This is a genomic window from Streptomyces sp. NPDC005070 (genome assembly GCF_053600395.1).
This window is the reverse complement of record NZ_JBSFZS010000123.1, coordinates 1-21705: the sequence shown is the minus strand read 5'-3', so window position 1 is coordinate 21705 and position 21705 is coordinate 1. Positions and strand designations below refer to the sequence as shown.

Genomic DNA, 21705 nt, shown 5'->3' with positions numbered 1-21705 from the left:
CTCGCCCGCGCGAGACTCGTCGAGGGCGACCCCTCCGCCGCGGTCGACGGGCTGCGCCAGGCGCCGGGGAGCCGCCCCTCACGCGTCCTCGCCGCTACAGGCCCCTGCGGGGGGCGGGCGGCAGTGCGGCCGGAATGTGGTGCATCCCGGTGCCGTGCTGGCGGGAGCCCGGCTGCCAGACGGATGTCGTGGCCGAGGTGTGCCCGTGCTGTGCGGCGATCTGCCGGGCCGTCTGCGCTCCCGCGCTGTACGAGCTGTACGTGCCCGACGAGCTGAACGAGTTCGAACCGCGCCCGAGGATCCCGAAGGCCTTGAAGCCCATGTTCTCCTCACCGTGACGGTCGCCGGGCAGGGTCCTGAACGCCCTGATCCACTCGGCGTAGAGCGCGTCGTAGATCGGCGTGGCCGATGCGCCGCCCTGATGGGAGTCCAGCACCCGACTCGACGCCTGCACCTCTCTGCTCGAACGGAGGGGGGAGCCAGAGGGGGGGACCGGCTGGAACGGCCGGTGGCCGGGGACGTCGTAGGTGTGCACGTACGTGCCAACGACCCCGCCGCCCTACGGATGCGGCCGGAACGGTCATTTCGAGGACCGTCCGGAGTGACCGGCGCGCGCGGGGGCGCGGGGAACCGCGCGGGCACCCCAGGGCGGCCGACATCGGCCGCCCTCCCGCGGTTCCCCGCCCTGCCCGTCGGCCGGCCTCAGATGCCGGCGAGCGGCATCGCCGCCGCGACCAGCTTGCCGTTGGCCGCCGCCTTGTCGAGCGCGTCGCGCAGCAGGTCCTCCCGCGGCTGACGGCCGATCGAGCCGACCGGCGCAGCGAACAGGAGCACCTGCTGGAGCTTGTTCGCGGCGGCGCGCCAGCCGTCGGTGACCTGGAGCGCCTGGTGGGCCTGCCACCAGGCGACGGGCGAGCCGCCGCCGGTGCCCGGCTGGAGCACGGCGTGGAGCTGGCCCGCCGCGAGCAGGACGGACCAGCCGTGCAGGACCGGCGGCACCGAGTTCAGCTCGGTCGCGGGCATGAAGCCCTGCTCGATCAGCAGGGGCAGGAAGTCGTCGCCGATGTCGGTCGAGCCCGGCCGCACGATCGGCCCTGTCGGCTCGACCACGAGTGCCGGGTGCAGTTCGCCGTTGATCAGGACGAGTCCGCTGGTGACACCGAGCACGGCCTGCTCGGGGAAGGGGTCGGCGGGCGCGCCGTCGGGGTGGATCGAACGGACGGCGCCCTGGAGTTGTTCCTCGGTGACCTGGACGACCTGCGAGGGCAGGCAGGTGGCGTGGGCGAAGGCGAGGACGGCGGTCTCGTCGCCGATGAACAGGACGGTGCTGGTCCGCTCCTGTTCCGAGTCGCCCGGGGTGCGGCACGACGTGCAGTCGTAACTGCCGGGGGCGTTCTCTCCGGCGAGCAGCCGGTCGGCTTCTTCGTCGCCGATCTCGGCGCGTACGTCGTCGCTGACGTCGAGCATGCGCGGCACGGTGGCTCCTCGGGATGCGGTGCGTGGCGGTGCCGGGTGGCTCCCGGCCCATGAACCGGGGGTTCCCGGCTCATGAAGATGTCAACGGGTGATCTGTGGCCGGAGTCACGCCCGAGGGCGAACGGAATCGAACCATCCGACGCCCAGGGTGAAGACGCCCCCGGAATTGGTTACTCCCAGTCAACTTCCAGGAGGCCTAAGGAAGTTGACTGGGTGAAGTGAGTCACAGAGCGCACCGGGCGCGGGTCGACAAATCCGGAAATCACCCAATGAAGTGGGTGGCCGGAAATCGATGATACTTGCGGTAACTGCTAACTGGCCTCGAATGACAAGGAGTTGGTTGATATCGGGGCGCCCGGGTCCATAGATTCCTGCGCCGTGTGCAACGAGCACCGCTCGGGAACGTCCGCCGGCCGATCCGCTTCGGATCACAGCACGCCGCCGGTGGACGGGTCGGAGCGCGAGGGCCGCGTCCTACACGCAGGTCACCGCGTCCCGTCCTGGGGGACCCCGGGTGTTTCGAGAGGGAAATACATGTCCGCATGTGCCGATAGCACTCACGAGAACGGCCACAAGGCTCGTACGGCGAACAAGACACGTACGACGGCGGTCCTCGCCGGGGCGGCACTGCTCGCCCCGCTCGGACTGCTCGCCGCGAGCGGCGACGCCGCTGCGGCCGACGGTGGAGTGTGGGACCGCATCGCCCAGTGCGAGAGCGGCGGCAACTGGCACATCAACACCGGCAACGGCTACTACGGGGGACTCCAGTTCTCCGCCGGCACCTGGCGCGCCTACGGCGGCGCGGCGTACGCGCCGACCGCCGACAAGGCCTCCAGGAGCGCGCAGATAGCCGTCGCGACCAAGGTCCAGAACGCACAGGGCTGGGGTGCCTGGCCCACCTGCTCGGCCCGCGCCGGCGCCTACGGCAGCGCGCCCGGCTCCTCGGGGTCCGGGCAGTCGACGGGTTCCGCGAGCACCAAGGCGGCCTCGAAGCCGGCCCAGAAGTCCGTCCCGGCACGGCGCGAAGCGGCAAAGACGCCGTCCCGTGCGCCGGGCCATGTGAACCGCGGTTCGTCCCGCGGCGACTACACCGTCCGCGAAGGCGACACCCTGAGTGCCATCGCCGCGCGGCACGGGACCACCTGGCGGAAGATCTACGCCGCCAACCAGTCCGTGATCGGCGGTGATCCCGACCTGATCGTGCCCGGCCAGCGGCTCGACATCTGAGCCACGCTCCCCCTCGCGCCGGGCACGGGCCCGGTCCGGTCCCGAGGACCGGACCGGGTGCCAGGCCCCGCCCGGTCCTCCGACCGGGTGGGGCCCCGGGCGTGCCGGGCGCGGGCTCGGCGGGCGAGCGGGACGCGCTGCTTAGCGTGGCCCGATGTCCTTCATGCCGAACAGGCGGATTCCGCCGACCGCACGTACCGCGTCCCGGCTGCCGACCGTTCGTGTGCGGTACGCGGCCGTCGTCGCCGCCGTACTGGCCGCCCTCGTCCCCGGCGCAGCGAACGCCGCGGACACGGCGGCACCACCCCCGCTCCCGGGTCCCGGATCCGTCCGGGGTGCCTTCGACTGCGCGAACGACGAGTGGCCCTGGACCTGTCTGGCCGAGTGCGAGAGCGGCGGCCGCTGGCACATCAACACCGGCAACGGCTTCTACGGCGGGCTCCAGTTCTGGCAGCCCACCTGGGTCGCGTTCGGCGGGCTCGCCTACGCACCGCGCGCCGATCTCGCCACCCGCGCCCAGCAGATCAAGGTCGCCAAGAAGGTGCAGGCCGTCCAGGGCTGGGGCGCCTGGCCCGAGTGCTCGAAGTCGTACGGACTCCAGGGGCCCTTCCACGTGGTGAAGGCCGGCGAGACGCTCGGGTCGATCGCCCGCAAGTACGGGGTGCCGGGCGGCTGGCGCACGCTCTACAACGTCAACAAGAAGAAGATCGGCGCCAGCCCCGACCGGCTGGCCAAGGGCCTCCAGCTCGTCATCCCGAAGGCGGCGGGCGCATCCCGCGCCGGGGGTCCCGTCCTGTTCGGGCCGCCCCTGAACCCGGTGGCCCACCGCTCCGCGCCACCGTCTCCGTGGCTTCTCCGCTGAACACGACCGCGCCACGGCGCAGTTCGTGCACGTACGTCGTCCGGCCCGGCCGCTCGCGCAGTCCCGGCGGCAGCCGCTGCTCGGCGATCACCACGCACGCGTCGAGAGCGCCCAGCAGCGTGTACGTCCGGGCCGCGACCGCCGGCGACATGCCCTGCGCGGGTTCGTCGACGAGCACCACGCGCGCGCGGGCCGACAGGGCGCGGGTCAGGGCCAGCATGCGCTGTTCGCCGCCGGAGAGGGTCCCCGCGCGGCGGGGGAGCAGCGGAGCCAGTTCCGGGTAGGCCTCCAGAGCCGCCGGGAGGTCGGCCGCCCCGAGCTCCAGGTTCTCGCGGACGGTCAGGGAGCCGAACACCGCCCGGCGCTCCGGGACGAGGCACAGCCCGCGCCGGGCCCGCTCGAACGCGGGCAGCCGGGTCACGTCGGCGCCGTCCCAGACGACGGCGCCGGCCGCGACCGGCACGCTCCCGGCGAGGGCGCGCAGCGCCGTCGTACGGCCGGAGCCGTTGCGTCCCAGCAGCACGGTGAGGCCGGGGCCCGGGGCCACCAGGCTCACGCCGTGCAGGGCCTCCAGGGGGCCGTAGCGTACGCGCGCGTCGCGCAGGGCGATGCTCATCCGCCGGTCCCCGTGTCCAGGACGCGGTCGGCGGGACCCGAGGTGACGATCCGTCCGGCCGCCATGACGTGGACGGTGTGCGCCAGGTCGGCGACCAGATCGAGGTCGTGCTCGACCACCAGGAGGGCCATGCCGTCCGCGGCCAGCGCCCGCAGTACCCGGGCCAGCGCGGCCACCTCGGTGGTGTCGAGACCGGCCGCGGGCTCGTCGAGCAGCAGCACCCGGGGGTTCCCGGCGAGCGCCCGGGCCAGTTCCACGCGCCGGAGTGTGCCGGTCGGAAGGCCCGCCGCGGGCAGTGACCGTACCGGCCCGTCGAGCCCGAACAGCCGCAACGCCCGCTCCGCCGACCCCCGAGCGGCGGTCCGGCCGCCCTGTTCGGCGCCCACGCGCACGTTCTCGGCGACGGTCAGCGACGGGAAGACGGCCAGGCGCTGGAAGGTCCGCGCGATGCCCAGCCGGGTCCTGGCGTGCGCCGCCAGCCGTGTGATGTCCCGCCCTCCGAACAGCACCTGTCCGCCCGAGGGGCGCAGGGTGCCGGCGAGGCAGTGGAAGAGCGTGCTCTTCCCGGCCCCGTTGGGTCCCACGACCGCGGTGACCCGTCCGGGCGGGACGTCGAGGACGACCTCGTCGAGAGCGGTGAACCCGCCGTAGACGACACGAAGCCGACGGGCGGTCAGCACCGGCCCGCCGACACTCCGGGACCGGACTCCTCCTCCGCCGGCCCGCCGCACCGGTCCACCTCCGCCGGCCCGCCGCACCGGTCCACCTCCGCCCCCGGCCCGCGTCCTCGCGCCGACACCTCCGGCGGACAAGGCGGACGCGGCCGGTGCGGTTGCGCCCGCGCGGGGTCCGGTCTTCCGGCCGGTGTCGGCGGGCGCGGTGGGGCTCGGGCCCTGTGCGGCTTCTCGGAGTGGGGCGGCTCGGGTGGCAGGTTCCGGGCGGGGTCCGGCTTTCGGGCTGATGCCCGCCGGTGCCGCCGGACCTCGGCGGGGGCCGGGTTCCCCGCCGGTGCCGGTCGCCGCGGGCGTCGCAGCGCCCTCCGCCGCCATGGCCCCCGTGGCCGCCATGGCGGCCTTCGGCGGCACGGCCCCCGGGCCCGCCGGAGGCCCGACTGCCTCGAGGCGGCCCCTGTCGGCGGCGCGCAGCCGGCGGCGGGCCCGGGTGCCCAGCGGGGTCAGGGTCGCCCGGGGGCGGCGGAGCCGGGATGTGGCCGTGCGCAGGGCCTCGTACGGGCCCTCGGGGAAGCGGCCGACGAGGACGGCGAGGAGGCCGATCAGGGCGGCCGCCACCCCGCCGCGGGCCCCCGCGTCCAGCCCGACGAGCAGCGCCGCGGCGACGAGCGCCCCGAGGACGCTGTCGGCGCCGAGCACGACGACCGCCGCGAACCAGAGCAGGCTGCGGACCGGGTCGTACTGGGCGGCGTCGAAGGCGCGCAGCCCCATGCCGAGCATGCCCCCGCCCAGCGCGGCCAGCGCGGCCCCCGCGACGAACGCGGTCAGTTTCAGCTCCGGGACGCGGACGCCCGCCGCCGACGCGCCCGCCTCGTTGTCCCGCATAGCGGCGAGGGCCCGGCCCGTCCTGCCCCTGCGCAGGGTGTGCGCGGCGAGCAGGGCGGCGGCCAGCAGGACGAGTTCGAGTACGTAGTACGCGCGGTCGCCGCCGAATCCGGCCGGTCGGCCCAGGGACAGGCCCGCCACCGCGTACGGCTGCGCGAACACGAACCGGCTGACACCCACGCCCACCGCGAAGGTGGCCACCGCGAGCGCCAGGCCGTGCCGTTCGATGGCCGGCCAGCCGGTCAGCACACCGAGCGGGGCCACCAGGAGCACGGCCACCGCGAGCGCGGCCAGTTCGGGCAGCCGGGGCAGCCCCGGGAACCGGCCCGCGGCCAGCAGCGCCGTGAACAGGGCGCCCAGACCCGCGTACGCGGCCTGCCCCAGCGAGATCTGGCCGCCGCGGCCGGTGACCACGACCAACGACAGCAGGACGACACCGAGCGCGGGCACCTGCACCGCCGTGTGCAGGTCCGAGCCCGCGAACCCCAGCGGCAGCAGGAACAGCACGACGGCCACGGCCCGGGCCCCGGGCGGCGTCGGCGCGCGGGCCGTCGCCGGGCGCGGGAGCGCGTCACGGGTGCCGATGCCGGGCAGGACGAGCGCGGCGACGAGCAGCGCGACCACGAAGAGGTTGGCGCCGACCGCCAGGAGCAGCGGCTCCGCCCAGCCCGAGGGGTGCAGCCGGGTGAGCTGGCTCTGGGCGACACCGATGCCGAGCGCGACCACGATCGCCACCGGGAGGCTGCGCATCCGGGCCGCCACGGCGACCGCCATGACCTCGATGACGAGCAGCGGCAGGCCGTACGGGTCGAGCCGCACGTACGGCGCGAGGAGCACGCCCGTCAGGCCCGCCGTGAACGAGCCGAACGCCCAGCCCGCCGCGGCCACCCGGTCCGCGTCGATCCCGCCGAGCACCGCGAGCGGCCGATCGTCGACGACCGCCCGCAACTCCGTTCCGAAGCGGGTCCAGCGTGTCACCGCGCCCACCCCGGCGGCCAGCGCGACGGCCACCGCGAGCTGCCCCCACGGATCCGCCGACACCAGCGTCGGCGCGTCCGCCCGCGCACCGGTGCCCCATACGAGCGCCGCCCCGCCGACCAGCAGCACGAACACCCCGATGCTCGCGACGAGGGTCTGCGCCGGGTCGCCGCCGAGGACGGCCGGCGGCCGGAACACGAAGCGCTCCAGGGCCATCCCGATCGCCGGGGCCACCACCAGCAGGGTCACCGAGGCGCCGAGCGCGAGCGGCCAGCCCCACTCGACGGTGAACTGGCGCAGCAGATACGCGCACACCATCGCGATCGCGCCGTGCGCGAAGTTGAGCACGCCGGTGGCCCGGTAGGTGACGATCAGCCCGATCCCGGTGAGCGCGGCGGCGGCACCGATCGAGAGCCCGGCCAGCGTGAGGTCGTACGTCAACGAGGACATCAGTCGCCCGGACCGGCGAAGTCGCCCGGACCTGCGGAGGGGGCGACCTCGGCGTCGGGCTCGCAGATCGGGCACGGTCCCAGGTCCCCGCTCGCGAGGACGCGCGAGTCGGCCGGCACGGCCTCCGGCTTGCCGGCCACCAAGGGGCAGTCCGCGCGGTGGTACAGGGTGCCGCCGGGCACCATCAGCAGGTCCCCGCCGGCGCCCACCGGCACGGCCGGCGCCGGCCCCGGCTCCTCGGCGTCGGCGGACCCGGCCGCCACCAGCAGCCCGTACAGCTCCTCGACGCGCGTCGCCGCCGAGGCGTTCCGCCCGTGGGTGAGCAGCACCGCGCCGGCGATGATCAGCGCGGCACCGGGCACCGTGCAGGAGGCGAGATAGGGGAGCTGACGTTCCGCGTACCGCTCGCCCGAGATGCCGTACCAGCCGATGACACACAGCACCGCACCGGCGGCCAGCGCGGCCCAGCCGGCCCACAGGACGGGGTGCACGCTCCGCAGTCGAGCTGTCCGCATCCGGACTCCCACACGTCGGGTATCTGTCCATGTCAGCCGATGGCTTGCACTATGCCTTCTGGAAGCTGACCCTGAAAGCACCGGGCGCCTTTGGCCCGGACCGACACCCGGTGGTGAGCCAGATGGTTCTCGGGAGCGACCTCAAGCGGGGGAACGTCGGGGCAGCGGTGGCGGCAGCGGTTCTCGTCCTCGCCGCGGCCCTCACGGCGTGCAGCGACAGCGGCGGCGGGAGTTCCGCGTCGCCCACACCCACGGCGGAACAGTCCACCGCCACGGCTCCGGCCGACCCGGCCGCGGCCCAGCAGGAGATCAGGCAGAACTGGGAGAAGTTCTTCGACCCGGCCGTCTCGGCGAAGGACAAGCTGGCCGTCCTGGAGAACGGTGAGCAGATGGCCCCGGTGCTGCAGGGCTTCAACGGTGACCAGCGCGGTCAGCAGGTGAAGTCGAACGTGGAGAAGATCGAGTTCACCTCGCCGACCGGGGCGAACGTGACCTACACGCTCACGCTGAACGGCGCCACCGCCCTGCCGAACGCCTCGGGGACGGCCGTCGAGCAGAACGGCACCTGGAAGGTCTCCGTCAAAACGCTCTGCGCGCTGGTGCAGCTCAGCGGCAACGGGTCGTCGAGTCCCGTCCCGGGCTGCTGATCAGCGGTGCGGCGCACAGCGACCGGCGCCGCCGTCGCGGTCCTGCTGCTCCTGCTCGGCACGGCCTGCGGCAGCCGGCTCCCCGAGAGCGACTTCGAGAACCGCGCCACGCCCACACCCCGGGCATCCGCCGAGCCGATCCGCGTCGGTGTCATCAGCAGCGCCACCAGCCCCGTCGGCGCCTCCGCGTTCACCGGACCGCGTGACGGGGCGAAGGCCTGGTTCGACCGGCTCGACGCCCGGGGCGGCATCGACGGGCGGCGGGTGGAGGTGCGGACGTGCGACGACGGCGGCAGCGGCGTCGGCAACAGCGCCTGCGTGCGCCGGCTGATCGACCAGGACAACGTCGTCGCCCTCGTCGCCACGACCGCGCTCGACTACGCGGGCGCCTCCCAGGTGTCCCGCGCGGGCGTGCCCGACATCGGCGGCCAGCCCATCGGCGCCGCCTACGACACGTATCCGCATCTGTACGGGATCTACGGCAGCCTCGCGCCACGCCACGGCACGCCCGGCTGGGACGGCGAGCTCTACGGCGGCACCGAGGTCTACCGCTACTTCAAGCGCGTCCACGGCGCCCGTACGGCCGCCGTCGTGTCCTACAACCAGTCCGCCTCCGCCGCCTACGCGCGGCTGGTCACCGAGGGGCTCAGGGCCGAGGGCTACCGGGTCGTCACCGAACAGGTCGACTTCGCGCTGCCCGACTTCCGCGCCGCCGCGGCCGACCTGAAGGCACAGCACGCGGACCTCGTCTTCGACGCCCTCGACACCCATGGCAACGCCCAGCTCTGCAAGGCCATGGACGACGTCGGCGCCCACGTCACCGCCAAGGTGACCAACGTCCAGAACTGGACGTCCACCGTGCCCGAGGACTACAAGGACGCGCCGCGCTGCCGCAACGCGCTCTGGGCCACCGGGTCGAGCCGCAACTACGAGGACACCGGCGACACCGCCGTGGGGGAGTTCCGCGACGCGACGAAGGGGCTGCCGACCCACTCCCAGTGGCAACTGGAGGGATGGGCGGCGGCCCGGTGGTTCACGGACGCGGCCAGGTCCTGCGCGCGTACGGGCATCACCCGGGGGTGCGTCGACGCGTTCATGAACCGGGGCGAGCCCTACACCGCGGGCGGGCTGCTGCTCCCCGTCACGTACGAACGGCTGGCCGAGCCGCCGAAGACGCGCCGGACATGCCTTTCGGTGGCCCGCTGGCGCGACGGCAGCGGCTGGGTCACCCAGGGCGACATGAACACGAACTGCTTCGACGTACCGCAGATCGGTTACCGCCCGTGAAGTCCGTGCGGGGACGTCGCCTCGCGGACAGTGGCTGTCCGCAAGCGCTGGCAGACTCGGCGGCATGTTGGAGACATCCGCACGACTGCTGCGCCTGCTCTCGCTGCTGCAGGCCCACCGCGAATGGTCGGGCGCGGACCTCGCCGAGCGGCTGGGCGTCACCTCACGCACCGTCCGCCGTGACGTGGACCGGCTGCGCGAGTTGGGCTATCCCGTCAACGCCAGCCCCGGTACGGGCGGTGGCTACCAGCTCGGCGCGGGGGCCGAGCTGCCGCCGCTGCTCCTGGACGACGACGAGGCCGTCGCGGTCGCCGTGGGGCTGCGCACGGCGGCAGGGCAGGGCATCGAGGGCATCGGCGAGTCCTCGGTGCGCGCGCTCGCCAAGCTGGAACAGGTCCTGCCGGGCCGGCTGCGGCGCAGGGTCGGCGCGCTGAACGCCTTCACCGTGCCGATGCTGCGCGGCCCGGGGGCCTCCGCCGTCGATCCCGCCGTCCTCACCGAACTGGCCAACGCCTGCCGTGACAGCGAGCGGCTGCGCTTCGAGTACCGCGATCACGGGGGGTCCTCGACGCGCCGGACCGTCGAGCCGTACCGGCTGGTGTGCACCGAGCGCCGCTGGTACCTGGTCGCCTGGGATGTCGACCGCGACGACTGGCGTACCTTCCGGGCCGACCGCGTCACGCCCCGCCCGCCGCACGGACCGCGCTTCGCGCCCCGGACGCCACCGGCCGCGAATCTGGCCGAGTACGTCTCCAGGGGCGTCTCCACCGGCGCCTACGCCACGCACGCCGTCGTCCGGCTGCTGGTGCCGCTGGGGGAGGCCGCCGCGCGGATCTCGCCCTCGGCCGGGACCCTGGAGGCCTTGGACGAGGACACCTGCATCCTGCGCACGGGGGCGCCGAGTCTCGACGTCATGGTCATCCACGTGATGATGATGGGGCTCGAGTTCGAGATCCTGGAGCCGGCCGAACTCGGCGACGTGATCAGGACGGCCCGGGACCGGTTGTCCCGGGCGCTGGAGAGGCGGAGGCCCGGGGAATCGGGTCCCGGGAAGCAGGGGTCCGGGGGACCGGGTCCCGAGGGGGCGCCGGTCACGGTCCGCGTGCCGTAGCGGAAGTCCGGGGTGCCGCGGCGGCTGTGCGGGGGTTGTGTGCTCGTAGCGTGTATTTCCTATGCGGCGTCAGTTCCCGCGGTCCGGGCCGGAATCGGAGCGGACCGGAATGGAATAGCGCCGCAGGGCCCGCCCAGGCCCCCGCCGCGTACATTTCACGGGGCTATTCGGGGCGCTCGTACGACGGCTCCGAATTACGTTCGAAGGCGTGCGGAACACGGAAGCGGCCCCTCAAACGGGTGATGGAGTTCGGCGAAACACGTGTCGTGATCCTGTGACAGAAGCGTGACCGGCGGGGGACAGGTGACGCTTCGTCGCCGATGGGGCTTCCACCGCCCGGGTGTGCCGCCTAACGTGGCGGTCATGGCACCCAATCCCCCCTCTCACACAGAGCCGCAGGACGATCCGGAGAGCTATGTCGGGCTGGAGGCGAGCGGGGCGCGTGAGCGTGCGCGGGAGCGCGGCTGGCCGACGGTCCGCTCGTTGCCGCCCGGCGCGATCATCACCATGGAGTACCTGGTGGGGCGGCTGAACTTCGAGGTCACGGACGGCACGGTGACGCGCTGCTGGAAGGGCTGAGCGCCCGGCCCGGCCCGCGCGGCGGGGGCACTCCGCCGCGCCCCACCGGGGTGAGCGCCGCCCCACGACGCGGCGAAGGCCCCCGGCTCGACGAGCCGGGGGCCTTCGCTGTGCGGGGAGAGGCTGTGCGTACCGGCCCCGCAGTCCTCCTCAGCCGCCCGTCAAGGGACGGGCCGCCGCCGCGGCCGCGCGCGTGGGACGGTCGGGATGCGGCGGACGGTCCGGGTGGGCCGGACGGCGGCTGCCCGCCGGTGTCACCGGCGTGCGCTCCGAGCGGGCGGTGTGCGGGCCCGGGGCCAGGTGGACGGGGGATCTGGGCGGACGGGAGGCGACGGCACCGCGGGCCGGCACCTCGCTGTCCACCGCGGCGGCCCGCGGGGACATGACCGGCGCGGGGACCGGAGAGGGAACCGGAACGGGCCTGGGCGCGGTGCGGCCGGGACGGGTGCGCCACAGATCGCGCAGCGCGAAGATCCCGGCCTCGGAGCGGGCGATCAGCGGCTCGCACCAGGGCAGCGCCAGCAGGATCAGCAGACCCGCGGCCCAGCCCAGCAGGACATCGCTCAGCCAGTGCGTACCCAGGTAGACGGTGGTGAGGCCGACGCCCAGCGAGGTCACGGCGGACAGCGCCGAGAGCCAGCGCCTGGCTCTCGGGGTCGACGCCAGATAGGCCAGGATTCCCCAGGTCACGACGGCGTTGGCGGTGTGGCCCGAAGGAAATATATCGCCGCCCAGGCCCATCTCGTTCGAGCCGATGGTGATGGCGTAGTGCGGGCCGAGACGGCCCATGCCGAGCTTCGCGGCGCCCACCGTGATGTTGAGCAGCAGCAGCGACGCGCCCAGGGTGAGCAGCGGGCGCAGTGTGTGCTGGCGCCAGGAACGCCAGCCCAGCCACGAGGCGACCATCACCGCCGTGGGGCCGCGCTGGCCGAGTACCACGTAGTAGTCCAGGAACGCGTGGATCTCCGGCCACTGCTGGTAGGGCCGGAAGAACATGACCTGCCAGTCGAACCGGACCAGCCACGACGTGATCGCCACGGCCCACACGATCGCCAGGTAGAAGGCCAGGGTCGCCGCGAAGAGGACAACCCTGTGCCGACTCATCTTCGGCACATCGATGTGGGCCGGTCGTTCCGGCTCACGGTCCAGCCGGGCGAAGACCCGGTCCAGACGGGTGAGGTTTCGTTCGGTACGCACTCAATCGACGTTACAGCGAGTGAGCTGCGTTCCAGGCCGAATCACTCGGTTTGTGATGACGATGTGATGTGGGATTCCTCTCAGGATCATGATTATTTCTAATGAATCGCTAATCCCGGGACTGCGGAGCCTTCAATTCCATTGATCCCCGGGAGCCTTCGAGTTTATGGCACTTTTATATTCGTTCACCGAATGATGGCGTCGAATTCGCCGCCCGCTCACCGGCCCCGCGCGGGGTGCCGCGGGGCCGGTCAGGGGGGTCCGGAGCCGTTCAGCCAGAAGGCCCCGTACGCCGCCGAGGCCACGGCGAGGCCCCCGAGAATCAGCGCCGACCTGGACGTACGCAGCCGTGCCAGCGCCCTGGCCGGAGGGAACAGAAGAGGGAAGGCGGGCAGCAGCAGGCGCGGCTTCGAGCCGAAGTAGCTCGACGCGCACAGGGCGAGCGCGACGACGACCCCCGCGTAGACGAGGACCGCCGGCGGCTGACCCTGGCGCACGCATGTCACGTAGAGCGACAGGATCAGCACCACTCCGGCGATCAGGGCGGCACCGGCGAGGGCGGACGGGAACGAGGTGAACTTCTCCGCCACGAAGCGCCCGAAGGCGTAACCGCCGTCGAAGCCGTTGCGCCACCCCGCCTGGACGTCGAGATAGCCGAGCGGGCCCCCGCCCGTGCGATGCCCCACCCACAACACGTAACCGGCGGCGCCGAGCGGCGCGATGATCATGGCGAGGGCGCGCCGCCACGGACGCGCGCCGTCCGTCCGGGGTGTGCTTCCGCCGTGCCGGCGTTCTCCCACGAACGAGGTAATCGCCGCCACCCACAGGGCCACGACCACCGCGACTCCCACCGGCCGCGTCAGCCCGGCGAACGCGGCGAGCAGCCCCGCGGTCAGCCAGCGCCCGGTCAGCACCGCGTACAGCGACCACGCGGCGAGCGCGGTGAACAGGGACTCGCTGTACGCCATCGACTGCACGACGCCGACGGGCAGGACCGCCCACACCAGCGCCGCGCAGACCCCCGTCCGGCGGCCGTGGACGTGGTCGGCGACCGCGAAGATCCCCCAGGCCGCGGCGAGCGAGGCCACCGCGGAGACCAGCAGGCCGGCGTCGGCGTACGACAGCGGTGTCACCGCGTGGACGATCCGCTCCAGACAGGGCAGCAGCGGGAAGAACGCGAGATTCGCGTGCACGTCACCGTTCGGGAGGCGCACCTCGTAGCCGTAGCCGAGCTCGGCGACCCTGACGTACCAGAGCGAGTCCCAGCGCCCCGACAGCAGCCCGTGGGCGTTCTTGCCGTTCGCCGTGCTCCACACGGCGAGCGTGACGAGGCCCAGGGCGCGGACCGCCGCGTACCCGAGGAGGGCGGGCGCGGCTCGGCGCAGGGCGCCCGTCAGGGGCGTCGCGGCGGGACTCTCGGGTTCGGTCACGGGCTCGATTATCTGCGGAGGGCGGAACCGGCAGGCCGCGCGGGGCGTGACGAGGGGTGAGCGGCGTGGCGTACGCCACACACCCGGCCGGCGAACGTGAGAGGTCCGCCACGTGACCCGGGCGAGAACTGTCGTACGCTGACGGCTCACTCGCCTTTGCTGCGTGGGCCCGGGACTCCGCTCTCCGGGCCGCAGCCCCAGGGAGTCCCCACCCTGCGGATCCGCAGAACGCGAGGGAGCCTCTGGAGGTACGTACATGTCCGGGACGACCACGGCCGCTGCGCGATGCCGTCGGGAGACCGGAGCAGGTGCCAACCGATGGGTCGTTCTCGTCGTCCTGTGCCTCAGCCTGCTGCTGGTCGCCCTCGACGCCACCGTGCTCCATGTCGCGGTACCCGCCGTCACCGAGGACCTCAAGCCCGGCGCGATGGAACTGCTCTGGATCGTCGACGTCTATCCGCTCGTCTGCGCCTCGCTCCTCATCCTCTTCGGCACGCTCGGTGACCGGATCGGCCGCAGACGGGTCCTCCTCCTCGGGTACACCCTCTTCGGAGTCGCCTCGGGCATCGCGGCCTTCTCCGGGAACGCTCAGCTCCTGATAGGCGCCCGCGCCCTGCTCGGCATCGGCGGCGCGATGATCATGCCCGCCACACTGTCGATCCTGCGCGAGGTCTTCCCCGACCGGCGCGAGCGGGCGCTCGCGATCGGCATCTGGAGCGCCGTCGCCGCCGTCGGCGCGGCGGTCGGACCGCTCCTCGGCGGCTTCCTCCTGGAACACTTCTGGTGGGGATCGGTCTTCCTCGTCAACATCCCGCTGATGATCATCAGCCTTCCGGTCGGACGGCTGCTGCTGCCCGAGTCCCACGGCGACCGCGACGGTCCCTGGGACGTCGTCGGGGCGCTCATGGCCGCCGCCGGCCTCTTCGGAGTCGTCCTCGGCGTGAAGCGTCTCGGCGGCGGTGAGGCGCCCCTCGGCCCCCTCACCCTCGGGTCGCTGCTCGTCGGCGCCCTGCTGATGGCCGCCTTCGTACAGCGGCAGCGGCGGCGGGCGCACCCCCTGGTCGACCTGCGCATGTTCACGCGCCCGGCCTTCAGCACGTCGGTGGGGTGCATCGTCCTCGCCATGCTCGCCCTGGTGGGCCTGGAACTGATCGCCGCGCAGTACCTCCAGCTCGTCCTCGGCCTGTCACCCCTCCAGACCGGGCTGCGGCTCCTGCCGCTCACCATCGCGGCGATGGCCGCCGGTCTCGCGGGAGCGAAGCTGCTGCGCCGGTTCGGGCCGCGCGCGATGGTCTCCTTCGGGTTCTGTCTCACCGCGGCCGCCGTGGTCACCCTCACCGCGATGGGCGGCGACGACAACGCCGGGCTGCTGCTCTTCGGCTTCGTCCTGCTGGGCTTCGGCCTGGAGACCACCCTCTTCGGCGCGTACGAGTCCATGCTGAGCGAGGCGCCGCAGGCGCAGTCGGGCGGTGCCGCGGCGATAGGCGAGACCTCGTACCAACTGGGCGCGGGGATCGGGATCGCGCTGCTGGGAAGCGTGATGAACGCGGCGTACGCGCCCGGGCTGTCGTCCGTCCCCGGCGTCAGGGCGGCCGATTCGACGGCGGCGGGACACTCGCTGGGCGAGGCGTACCAGGTCGCCGACCGGCTCGGAGGCACGTCCGGCCACGCCCTGCGGCACGCCGCCCGGGACTCCTTCGTGCACGGACTGCATGTGACGCTGCTGGTGAGCGCGGGCCTGCTGCTGCTCGGCGCCGTGATGGCGCTGCGGCTGCCGCGGGTCATGGACTGCGGGGCACCCGCGGCGGGTACCGCCGGGATCCCGGCTCCACGGGATGTCGCCGGGACGCGCGAGAACCCCGAGACTGCCCGGACCTCCGGGACTCCCGAGATCCCCAAGATCTCCGAGGTTCCCGGAGTGTCCCGCGTCCCGGGGGTTCCCGAGGTCTCCGAGACCCGCGTCTCCGCCTAGGCCGGAGGCGTGTGCGGAAGCGCCCTGGACTTGCGGGAGACTGCGTCGTAACGTCGGGCCGAGATCCTTGACTAGCGGTGCTAGTTATCACCCTGCCGGAGGCTGTCGTATGTCCGCGTCCTCGAAGCTGCCGTCCTTCGACCCCGCCGACCCGCTCGGGCTCGACGACCTGCTGGACCCGGAGGACCTGGCCGTCCGCGACACCGTGCGAGCCTGGGCCGCGGACCGGGTCCTGCCGTACGTCGCCGACTGGTACGAGAAGGGCGAGCTGCCCGGCATCCGTGAACTGGCACGCGAACTCGGCGGGATCGGCGCCCTCGGCATGTCGCTCCAGGGGTACGGGTGCGCGGGGGCGAGCGCCGTGCAGTACGGCCTCGCCTGCCTGGAGCTGGAGGCGGCCGACTCCGGCATCCGCTCGCTCGTCTCGGTGCAGGGTTCGCTGGCCATGTACGCCATCCACCGGTTCGGCAGCGAGGAGCAGAAGCAGGCCTGGCTGCCGGGCATGGCGTCCGGCGAGATCATCGGCTGCTTCGGGCTGACCGAGCCCGACCACGGCTCCGACCCCGCCTCCATGCGCACGCACGCCAAGCGCGACGGCGGGGACTGGGTCCTGAACGGCCGCAAGATGTGGATCACCAACGGCTCCGTCGCCGGTGTCGCCGTCGTCTGGGCGCAGACCGACGACGGCATCCGCGGATTCGTCGTGCCCACCGACGTGCCCGGGTTCTCCGCCCCCGAGATCAAGCACAAGTGGTCCCTGCGGGCGAGCGTGACCAGCGAACTCGTCCTCGACGACGTGCGGCTGCCGGCCGACGCCGTCCTGCCCGACGTCGTCGGCCTCAAGGGCCCGCTCGGCTGCCTCTCGCACGCGCGGTACGGGATCGTGTGGGGCGCCATGGGCGCGGCGCGGTCCAGCTTCGAGTCCGCCCTCGCGTACGCGAGGACGCGTGAGCAGTTCGGACGCCCCATCGGCGGCTTCCAGCTCACCCAGGCCAAACTCGCCGACATGGCCGTCGAACTGCACAAGGGCATCCTGCTCGCCCATCACCTGGGCCGCCGCATGGACGCGGGACGGCTCCGCCCCGAGCAGATCAGCTTCGGCAAGCTCAACAACGTACGCGAGGCCATCGAGATCTGCCGTACCTCGCGCACGATCCTCGGTGCCAACGGGATCTCGCTGGAATACCCCGTGATGCGGCACGCCACGAACCTGGAGTCGGTGCTCACCTACGAGGGCACCGTCGAGATGCATCAGCTTGTGCTGGGCAAGGCGCTCACCGGGCTCGACGCCTTCCGGTGAAGACCCCGCTGGTGAAGCCCCGGTGAGGCAGGGCCGGTGAGCGGCCCTGCCTCAGCTCTGGTTGAAGAAGCCGTCCGTCTGACGGCCCGCGGCGTCGCCGCTGACGATCTCCGTATGCGCGGGGGTCAGCAGGAAGACCCGGGTCGCCACCCGCTCGATGGTGCCGCGCAGGCCGAAGGTCAGGCCGGCCGCGAAGTCCACCACGCGCTTGGCGTCGGCGGCCTCCATGGACGTGAGGTTGATGATGACCGGGACGCCGTCCCGGAAGAGTTCGCCGATACTGCGTGCGTCCCGGAAGCTGTCCGGGGTGACCGTGCCGATCCGGCGGCCCTTCTCCTCCGCCGTCTCGGAAGCAACCTTCACGCGAGGGTCGGTGACCCAGGCGTCGCCGGAGTCCTGACCCTCGGCGTAGTCGTCGTCGTAGTAACGCTCGTCATCGTTGTCGTCGACGAGGCCAAGCCAGGCACTCGCCTTGCGCACCGATCCCATGGACGCCTCCTCTCACAGCGGTCTTTCGTGCTTCCGCATCCCCATGGTCGTCCATGATGCGGATGTCGCGCCAAGTGGATAGACGCCGCGTGGGGGTTTCGTGACGGTACTGGTGCACAGCGAATCCGTCGAGAGCCCGCGCCCCCCAAGGGTCGTACGGGGTAAGGCTGCTGACTGAGAGTGAAATATGATTTCTCGCGGCGACCGGGTGACGGGCGGGGCGTACGGGTGAACGGGAGGGCCGATACGATGCCCGACCGCAATGTCGTACGGGTCACGGGGGAGTGTCGTGTTCGGAATCGTGAGGCCCTGCAGCCACCGGCTCGGTGACGGGCTCAAGACGCAGTGGATGGCGCATCTGTGCGGACTCTGTCTCGCGCTGCGCGGGGACCACGGCCAGTTCGCGCGGGTGGTCACGAACTACGACGGCCTGCTGATATCGGTTCTGACGGAGGCTCAGGCCGAGCGCGCGACGGGATGGCGGCGCACCGCGGGCCCCTGTCCGCTGCGGGGCATGCGGACCGCGTCCGTCGCGCAGGGCGAGGGCGCGCGGCTCGCCGCCGCCGTCTCGCTGGTCCTCGCCTCGGCGAAGGTCCGCGACCATGTCGCCGACGGGGACGGTCTCCTGGCGCGCAAGCCGGTCGCGCTGGCCGCGCGCCGGGTGGCCACGAGCTGGGGCAGGGCCGGGGCGCGAACGGGAAGTGCCGTCGGCTTCGACACGGCCGTGCTCGTGGACGCGGTCGACCGGCAGATCGGGATCGAGGCGCTCGCCGGGCTTGGAACGCCGCTGCTGACCGTCACGGAACCCACCGAGACCGCCACCGCCGCCGCCTTCGCGCACACCGCCGTCCTCGCCGGCCGCCCCGGCAACGCCGCGCCGCTGGCCGAGGCCGGACGGCTCTTCGGACGGCTCGCGCATCTGCTGGACGCCGTGGAGGACAGGGAGACCGACGCCGCGTCGGGAGCCTGGAACCCGCTCACGGCCACCGGGACCTCGCTCACCGAGGCCCGCAGGCTCGCCGACGACGCCCTGCACGGGATCCGGCTCGCCCTGCGCGAGGCGGAGTTCACCGACAGCGGACTGGCGCATGTGCTGCTCGTCCACGAACTGGGCCGCTCGGTGGACCGCGCGTTCGGGACGTCGGGGTGCGGGCACGCGGGGGACGCGGCACACGAACCGCACGGCTCCCTCGACTCCGGGTCCGGCCGTCTCCTCGATGTGCCGGGCTCCGCGGTCCTGCTCGCACCCGAGGGTTCCTTCGGGCCGCCGCCCCAGCACGGCGGGAATCCGTACACCGGCGGCGGCAACCCCTTCGGCGGCGGGCCGTCCTTCCAGCCCCCCGCCCCCGGCAAGCGCGGATTCTGGGCCGGCTGCGCCGCGGCCGTCGGACTGTGCTGCACCTGCAAGATGTGCTGCGCCGACGAGTACGAGGGTCCGTGGTCGCGCAAGAAGCGCGAAGGGTGCCTGAGCGACTGCGACTGCGGTTGCTGCGAGGCGTGTGAGTGCTGCGATTGCTGCTCGTGCTGCGACTGCGGGTTGTGAGAAGCCCGGCCGAGCCCGTGTGAAAAAGTCGATCACATGACGACGGACGCATCCGAGGACTGGAAGCACTGGCAGGAGCACCGTGTGGCGACGGTGTCGGCGCCGTACGGCCCGCTCGCGCTCACGGGGACCCACTGGATCGAGGACTATCCGGAAGGGCGACTTCCGGACACTCCCGGGCAATGGGCGCTCAAGGGCGACCAAGTGGTCCTGACGGCGGTCGCCGAGGAAGGGCTCATGGTCGACGGCGAGCCCTTCACCGGCGACATCGTGCTGGACGCCGACTACGCAGGGGCCGGCGCAGCCCGGGTCGCGCGCGGGGAGCGGCGGTTCGTCGTCCTGGTGCGCGAGGGAATCTGGGGCGTACGCGTCTACGACCCCGGCGCGCCCACCCGGAAAGCCTTCGTGGGCATCGAGGCGACGCCGTACGACGAGCGCTGGGCGGTGCCAGGACACTTCACCCCGTACGGCGAGGGCCGTACCGTGCGTGTCGAGAACGCCGACGGAGTGACCCGCGGGCTCGCGCTCGGCGGAGTCCTCGCCTTCACCCTGGACGGGCAGGACCTCACCCTCCAGGTGTCGGTGGAGAGCGACGGCACCCTGTGGGCCGTCTTCGCCGACACCACCAGCAGGGACGGCAGTTACCGCTTCCGGTTCCTGCGCCCCGCGGCGCCCGACGCCGAGGGGCGTACGACGGTGGACTTCAACCGGACCGTGCTTCCGCCGTGCGCGTTCGCGGACCATTTCGTCTGCCCGTTCCCGCCGCCCGGAAATACCCTGCGCGTGGCCGTCGCCGCGGGGGAGCGCCGATTGAGCTGAGGTTCCCGGGACTCCCGAGGTGAGGTCCCCGGGACTCCCGAGGGCTCGAGGGGAGTCCGGCGCCTTCAGTGGTCCGATGATCAACCTCCTCCGCATGAGGTCAAGTTGAAGGCTGCACGGCCGAAAGGCGCCCTTGCGCCTGTCGGTCGCGCAGCCGAATACTCCCCCTCAGCGCTTGTCAGGGGCATGGCTTGTTCGGAATCCGGACGGGCGGCTCCCGGCTGCGCCTCACGGGCCCCGACCCCACGACATGGGGCCCCTTACTTCCCTTCGGAGGAATGAAACGTGAGGATCAAGCGCACAACCCCCCGTGGTGGCATCGCGAGACGGAGCCGGCTGATCGCCGTGTCCACCGGACTCGTGGCCGCCGCAGCGTTCGCGGTCCCCAGCGCGAACGCGTCCGACGCCCAGACGTTCAGCGCCACCCAGCTCGGCAGCGTCAGGCAGTCGGTGCTCAAGTCCGATGTCGCGGGCACCGCCTGGGCGGTCGACGCCAAGACGAACCGTGTGGTCGTCACCGTCGACAGCACGGTCTCGAAGGCGGAGATCGCGAAGATCAAGCGGGACGCCGGCGGCAACGCGGCGGCGCTCACGATCAAGCACACCCCCGGCACCTTCAAGAAGCTGATCACCGGCGGCGACGCCATCTACGGCGGCGGCTACCGCTGTTCGCTCGGCTTCAACGTGCACAGCGGCAGCACGTACTACTTCCTGACCGCCGGCCACTGCGGTGAGGTCGCCTCCACCTGGTACTCCAACTCGGGCCAGACCACGAAGCTGGGCACGAACGTCAGCTACAGCTTCCCGACCAACGACTTCGCGCTGGTCCGCTACACCAACACCTCGGTCGCGCACCCGAGCGCGGTCGGCAGCCAGACGATCAGCAGCGCGGCCACGCCGAGCGTGGGCACGACGGTCTACCGGCGCGGTTCGACCACCGGTACGCACAGCGGCCGGGTCACCGCCCTGAACGCCACGGTCAACTACGGCAGTGGTGACGTCGTCTACGGCATGATCCAGACCACGGTCTGTGCCGAGGGCGGAGACAGCGGCGGTCCCCTGTACGGCGGCAGTGTGGCCTACGGTCTGACCTCCGGAGGCAGCGGCAACTGCAGCTCCGGCGGTACGACCTTCTTCCAGCCGGTCACCGAGGCGCTCAGCTACTACGGCGTGAGCGTCGGCTGACCGTCCGGTCGCGCGACGGACCGGCCGTTCGTCGACTCCTCGACCCACCGGGCCGGCACCCCCCACGGATTCCGCGCGACCGGACCCACGGCAGACGGACCCATGAGCGAGCCCCCGCACCCAACCGGCGTGCGGGGGCTCGCCCTTGTTCCGGTGACGGGGCTACCTTCGAAGCACGCGCTGTACACACACGCTGTACAGGCCCGGTGCGCCACGTCGGACCCTGGGGGGCCGTGATGGTCGAGGAACTGGTGGCGGCGGGAGTCTCCGTCGTGTTCGTGGGGCTGGTCTACACGATGGCCGCGGCCCGCGTCGTCAAACAGTACGAACGGGGCGTGGTGCTGCGGCTCGGCAAACTGCGCTCCGAGGTGCGCTCCCCCGGCTTCACGATGGTCGTGCCGTTCGTGGACCGGCTGCGCAAGGTCAACATGCAGATCGTGACCCTGCCCATCCCGGCCCAGGAGGG

The 21705-nt window shown here is 72.6% G+C and carries 20 protein-coding genes; 12 read left to right on the top strand and 8 right to left on the bottom strand.

Features of this window, described 5'->3' with window-relative positions; all coding sequences use genetic code 11:
• Nucleotides 1-94: 94 nt before the first annotated feature.
• Both ACWEBX_RS30475 and ACWEBX_RS30470 read right to left on the bottom strand, forming a co-directional pair.
• Nucleotides 95-436, bottom strand: coding sequence for a hypothetical protein (locus ACWEBX_RS30475; protein ID WP_451888012.1), 342 nt, complete (start codon nt 434-436; stop codon nt 95-97).
• Between the two features lie 266 nt (nt 437-702).
• Nucleotides 703-1476, bottom strand: a complete 774-nt coding sequence (locus ACWEBX_RS30470; RefSeq protein WP_451888011.1) for a hypothetical protein — start codon at nt 1474-1476, stop codon at nt 703-705.
• 534 nt (nt 1477-2010) lie between these two features.
• Here ACWEBX_RS30470 and ACWEBX_RS30465 point away from each other — a divergent pair.
• The gene (locus tag ACWEBX_RS30465; protein WP_451888010.1) at nt 2011-2703 is read left to right on the top strand and encodes a transglycosylase family protein; all 693 of its coding nucleotides are present in this window, start codon (nt 2011-2013) and stop codon (nt 2701-2703) included.
• Nucleotides 2704-2857: 154 nt separating this feature from the next.
• On the top strand, nt 2858-3565 hold the full coding sequence (locus ACWEBX_RS30460) for a LysM peptidoglycan-binding domain-containing protein (RefSeq protein WP_451888009.1): 708 nt from the start codon (nt 2858-2860) through the stop codon (nt 3563-3565).
• Here the strand turns inward: ACWEBX_RS30460 and ACWEBX_RS30455 are convergent.
• The 3 genes from ACWEBX_RS30455 to ACWEBX_RS30445 are packed head-to-tail and all read right to left on the bottom strand — an operon-like array spanning nt 3453 to nt 7680.
• Entirely contained in the window at nt 3453-4181 is a 729-nt protein-coding gene (locus tag ACWEBX_RS30455) for an ABC transporter ATP-binding protein (RefSeq protein ID WP_451888008.1), read from the bottom strand. The genes ACWEBX_RS30460 and ACWEBX_RS30455 overlap by 113 nt on opposite strands.
• Nucleotides 4178-7165 (bottom strand): ABC transporter permease subunit, encoded by a 2988-nt coding sequence (locus ACWEBX_RS30450; protein WP_451888007.1) that lies wholly within the window; start codon nt 7163-7165, stop codon nt 4178-4180. Before ACWEBX_RS30450 ends, ACWEBX_RS30455 begins: the two co-directional genes overlap by 4 nt.
• The gene (locus ACWEBX_RS30445) at nt 7165-7680 is read right to left on the bottom strand and encodes a hypothetical protein (protein ID WP_451888006.1); all 516 of its coding nucleotides are present in this window, start codon (nt 7678-7680) and stop codon (nt 7165-7167) included. Before ACWEBX_RS30445 ends, ACWEBX_RS30450 begins: the two co-directional genes overlap by 1 nt.
• Nucleotides 7681-7802: 122 nt before the next feature.
• Between ACWEBX_RS30445 and ACWEBX_RS30440 the strand changes: the two genes are divergently transcribed.
• From ACWEBX_RS30440 to ACWEBX_RS30425, 4 genes are all read left to right on the top strand, one after another.
• A complete protein-coding gene (locus tag ACWEBX_RS30440) occupies nt 7803-8327 on the top strand; it encodes a hypothetical protein (protein ID WP_451888005.1) in 525 nt (174 codons plus the stop codon).
• Nucleotides 8328-8333: 6 nt separating this feature from the next.
• Nucleotides 8334-9614 carry an ABC transporter substrate-binding protein gene (locus tag ACWEBX_RS30435; RefSeq protein WP_451888004.1) on the top strand — a complete coding sequence of 427 codons (1281 nt, stop codon included), beginning with the start codon at nt 8334-8336 and terminating at the stop codon, nt 9612-9614.
• Between the two features lie 64 nt (nt 9615-9678).
• On the top strand, nt 9679-10725 hold the full coding sequence (locus tag ACWEBX_RS30430) for a helix-turn-helix transcriptional regulator (RefSeq protein WP_451888003.1): 1047 nt from the start codon (nt 9679-9681) through the stop codon (nt 10723-10725).
• Between the two features lie 363 nt (nt 10726-11088).
• Nucleotides 11089-11304, top strand: a complete 216-nt coding sequence (locus tag ACWEBX_RS30425) for an I78 family peptidase inhibitor (protein ID WP_451888002.1) — start codon at nt 11089-11091, stop codon at nt 11302-11304.
• 150 nt (nt 11305-11454) lie between these two features.
• Here ACWEBX_RS30425 and ACWEBX_RS30420 read toward each other — a convergent pair whose 3' ends face one another.
• Both ACWEBX_RS30420 and ACWEBX_RS30415 read right to left on the bottom strand, forming a co-directional pair.
• On the bottom strand, nt 11455-12501 hold the full coding sequence (locus ACWEBX_RS30420) for a phosphatase PAP2 family protein (RefSeq protein ID WP_451888001.1): 1047 nt from the start codon (nt 12499-12501) through the stop codon (nt 11455-11457).
• Between the two features lie 251 nt (nt 12502-12752).
• A complete protein-coding gene (locus ACWEBX_RS30415) occupies nt 12753-13931 on the bottom strand; it encodes a glycosyltransferase family 39 protein (RefSeq protein ID WP_451888000.1) in 1179 nt (392 codons plus the stop codon).
• 256 nt (nt 13932-14187) lie between these two features.
• Here ACWEBX_RS30415 and ACWEBX_RS30410 point away from each other — a divergent pair, with 256 nt between their 5' ends.
• Nucleotides 14188-15903, top strand: a complete 1716-nt coding sequence (locus tag ACWEBX_RS30410) for an MFS transporter (RefSeq protein ID WP_451887999.1) — start codon at nt 14188-14190, stop codon at nt 15901-15903.
• Nucleotides 15904-16012: 109 nt separating this feature from the next.
• Nucleotides 16013-17203, top strand: a complete 1191-nt coding sequence (locus ACWEBX_RS30405; RefSeq protein ID WP_451887998.1) for an acyl-CoA dehydrogenase family protein — start codon at nt 16013-16015, stop codon at nt 17201-17203.
• Between the two features lie 51 nt (nt 17204-17254).
• Here ACWEBX_RS30405 and ACWEBX_RS30400 read toward each other — a convergent pair whose 3' ends face one another.
• Nucleotides 17255-17692: a cell division protein SepF gene (locus ACWEBX_RS30400; RefSeq protein ID WP_451887997.1), complete on the bottom strand. Its 438-nt coding sequence runs from the start codon at nt 17690-17692 to the stop codon at nt 17255-17257.
• 289 nt (nt 17693-17981) lie between these two features.
• Here ACWEBX_RS30400 and ACWEBX_RS30395 point away from each other — a divergent pair, with 289 nt between their 5' ends.
• From ACWEBX_RS30395 to ACWEBX_RS30380, 4 genes are all read left to right on the top strand, one after another.
• Nucleotides 17982-19235, top strand: a complete 1254-nt coding sequence (locus ACWEBX_RS30395; RefSeq protein ID WP_451887996.1) for a DUF5685 family protein — start codon at nt 17982-17984, stop codon at nt 19233-19235.
• A gap of 36 nt (nt 19236-19271) precedes the next feature.
• Nucleotides 19272-20054, top strand: a complete 783-nt coding sequence (locus tag ACWEBX_RS30390) for a DUF1684 domain-containing protein (RefSeq protein ID WP_451887995.1) — start codon at nt 19272-19274, stop codon at nt 20052-20054.
• Between the two features lie 285 nt (nt 20055-20339).
• The gene (locus ACWEBX_RS30385; protein ID WP_451887994.1) at nt 20340-21239 is read left to right on the top strand and encodes a S1 family peptidase; all 900 of its coding nucleotides are present in this window, start codon (nt 20340-20342) and stop codon (nt 21237-21239) included.
• Between the two features lie 236 nt (nt 21240-21475).
• A partial coding sequence (locus tag ACWEBX_RS30380; RefSeq protein ID WP_451887993.1) for an SPFH domain-containing protein occupies nt 21476-21705 on the top strand: 230 nt, incomplete at its 3' end.

Bases quoted from the DNA above. Each gene is read 5' to 3' on its own strand.
- ACWEBX_RS30425 (WP_451888002.1), top strand. From the start codon at position 11,089: ATGGCACCCAATCCCCCCTCTCACACAGAGCCGCAGGACGATCCGGAG.
- ACWEBX_RS30430 (WP_451888003.1), top strand. From the start codon at position 9,679: ATGTTGGAGACATCCGCACGACTGCTGCGCCTGCTCTCGCTGCTGCAG.
- ACWEBX_RS30455 (WP_451888008.1), bottom strand. From the start codon at position 4,181: ATGAGCATCGCCCTGCGCGACGCGCGCGTACGCTACGGCCCCCTGGAG.
- ACWEBX_RS30465 (WP_451888010.1), top strand. From the start codon at position 2,011: ATGTCCGCATGTGCCGATAGCACTCACGAGAACGGCCACAAGGCTCGT.
- ACWEBX_RS30460 (WP_451888009.1), top strand. From the start codon at position 2,858: ATGTCCTTCATGCCGAACAGGCGGATTCCGCCGACCGCACGTACCGCG.
- ACWEBX_RS30440 (WP_451888005.1), top strand. From the start codon at position 7,803: ATGGTTCTCGGGAGCGACCTCAAGCGGGGGAACGTCGGGGCAGCGGTG.
- ACWEBX_RS30390 (WP_451887995.1), top strand. From the start codon at position 19,272: ATGACGACGGACGCATCCGAGGACTGGAAGCACTGGCAGGAGCACCGT.
- ACWEBX_RS30445 (WP_451888006.1), bottom strand. From the start codon at position 7,680: ATGCGGACAGCTCGACTGCGGAGCGTGCACCCCGTCCTGTGGGCCGGC.
- ACWEBX_RS30450 (WP_451888007.1), bottom strand. From the start codon at position 7,165: ATGTCCTCGTTGACGTACGACCTCACGCTGGCCGGGCTCTCGATCGGT.
- ACWEBX_RS30410 (WP_451887999.1), top strand. From the start codon at position 14,188: ATGTCCGGGACGACCACGGCCGCTGCGCGATGCCGTCGGGAGACCGGA.
- ACWEBX_RS30405 (WP_451887998.1), top strand. From the start codon at position 16,013: ATGTCCGCGTCCTCGAAGCTGCCGTCCTTCGACCCCGCCGACCCGCTC.
- ACWEBX_RS30400 (WP_451887997.1), bottom strand. From the start codon at position 17,692: ATGGGATCGGTGCGCAAGGCGAGTGCCTGGCTTGGCCTCGTCGACGAC.